1 rRNA gene is annotated in these 2,514 nt (G+C 51.0%); it reads right to left on the bottom strand.

What is annotated here, in order from left to right:
* Nucleotides 1-6 precede the first annotated feature (6 nt).
* A 23S ribosomal RNA gene (locus J2Z25_RS18425) occupies nt 7-2,514 on the bottom strand; the annotation flags it as partial.

The raw sequence follows: 2,514 nt of genomic DNA, 5'->3' as shown, positions 1-2,514 counted from the left end.
TTTTTATTGGTCAAGCCCTCGACCTATTAGTATCAGTCAGCTAAATATGTTACCACACTTACACCTCTGACCTATCAACCTTGTGTTCTTCAAGGGGTCTTACTAGCTTATGCTATGGGAAATCTCATCTTGAGGGGGGCTTCACGCTTAGATGCTTTCAGCGTTTATCCCTTCCCGACTTAGCTACCCAGCTATGCTCCTGGCGGAACAACTGGTGCACCAGAGGTCAGTCCATCCCGGTCCTCTCGTACTAAGGACAGCTCCTCTCAAATTTCCTACGCCCGCGACGGATAGGGACCGAACTGTCTCACGACGTTCTGAACCCAGCTCGCGTGCCGCTTTAATGGGCGAACAGCCCAACCCTTGGGACCTACTACAGCCCCAGGATGCGACGAGCCGACATCGAGGTGCCAAACCTCCCCGTCGATGTGGACTCTTGGGGGAGATCAGCCTGTTATCCCCGAGGTAGCTTTTATCCGTTGAGCGATGGCCCTCCCACGAGGTACCACCGGATCACTAAGCCCGACTTTCGTCCCTGCTCCACTTGTGGGTGTCGCAGTCAGGCTCCCTTCTGCCTTTGCACTCTTCGAACGATTTCCGACCGTTCTGAGGGAACCTTTGGGCGCCTCCGTTACTTTTTAGGAGGCGACCGCCCCAGTCAAACTGCCCACCTAACAATGTCCCGTCACCAGATTCATGGCGTCCGGTTAGAATCCCAATACTGTCAGGGTGGTATCCCAAGGTTGACTCCACTAAGGCTGACGCCCTAGCTTCTCAGTCTCCCACCTATCCTGTACAGACAATATCGAAACTCAATGCTAAGCTACAGTAAAGCTCTACGGGGTCTTTCCGTCCAATCGCGGGTAGCGAGCATCTTCACTCGCACTACAACTTCGCCGGATTTGCAGTTGAGACAGTGCCCAAGTCATTACGCCATTCGTGCGGGTCAGAACTTACCTGACAAGGAATTTCGCTACCTTAGGACCGTTATAGTTACGGCCGCCGTTTACTGGGGCTTAAGTTCACACCTTCGCTTGCGCTAAGTGTTCCCCTTAACCTTCCAGCACCGGGCAGGCGTCAGCCCCTATACATCAGCTTACGCTTTAGCAGAGACCTGTGTTTTTGCTAAACAGTTGCTTGGGCCTATTCTCTGCGGCCTGCTCTCACAGGCACCCCTTCTCGCGAACTTACGGGGTCAATTTGCCTAGTTCCTTAACTGCAATTCTTCCGATGGCCTTAGGATTCTCTCCTCATCTACCTGTGTCGGTTTGCGGTACGGGCACTACTTCTCTCTCTAGATGCTTTTCTTGGAAGCATGGAATCAGATACTTCAGTCAAAATGACCTTCCCCATCACACCTCAGAATTGTTAAAGCGGATTTGCCTACTTTAACTCCCTAAATGCTTAGACTAGCATTTCCAATCGCTAGCACATCCTATCCTTCTCCGTCACACCATCGATAATAACGATAATAGTGGTATTGGAATATCAACCAATTGTCCATCACCTACGCCTTTCGGCCTCGGCTTAGGTCCCGACTAACCCTGGGCGGACGAGCCTTCCCCAGGAAACCTTAGATTTTCGGCCTGTAAGATTCTCACTTACATCTCGCTACTAATGCCAACATTCTCACTCGTAATCAGTCCACCGCTCCTTACGGTACGACTTCAGCCCGATTACGACGCTCCTCTACCGCTCAAGTAAACTTGAGCCCGTAGCTTCGGTGGTAAGTTTGAGCCCCGGACATTTTCGGCGCAGGATCTCTCGACTAGTGAGCTATTACGCACTCTTTAAATGAGTGGCTGCTTCTAAGCCAACATCCTAGTTGTCTTAGAAATCCCACATCCTTTACCACTTAACTTACACTTTGGGACCTTAGCTGACGATCTGGGCTTTTTCCCTTTTGACCACGGATCTTATCATTCGTAGTCTGACTGCCGGACTCATAGTATATGGCATTCGGAGTTTGATAAGGTTCGGTAAGCGATACGCCCCCTAGCCCATTCAGTGCTCTACCTCCATTACTCATATCCGACGCTAGCCCTAAAGCTATTTCGAGGAGAACCAGCTATCTCCGAGTTCGATTGGAATTTCTCCGCTATCCACAGCTCATCCCATGCTTTTTCAACAGCAACGTGGTTCGGTCCTCCACGGGGTTTTACCCCCGCTTCAACCTGGCCATGGATAGGTCACCCGGTTTCGGGTCTACGGCATGCAACTAGTCGCCCTATTAAGACTCGGTTTCCCTTAGGCTCCGTACCTTAAGTACTTAACCTTGCTACATACCGTAACTCGTTGGCTCGTTCTACAAAAAGCACGTCATCACCCTCATAAGGGGCTTTGACCGGTTGTAGGCACACGGTTTCAGGTTCTATTTCACTCCCCTCCCGGGGTTCTTTTCACCTTTCCCTCACGGTACTGCTTCACTATCGGTCATCAGGTAGTATTTAGCCTTGGGAGGTGGTCCTCCCTGCTTCCCACAAGGTTTCACGTGTCTCGTGGTACTCTGGATCA

Source organism: Clostridium tertium (assembly GCF_017873245.1).
Classification (GTDB): domain Bacteria; phylum Bacillota; class Clostridia; order Clostridiales; family Clostridiaceae; genus Clostridium; species Clostridium tertium.
Note: the sequence above shows the minus strand (reverse complement) of the source record. Positions and strands in the feature narration are given on the sequence as shown.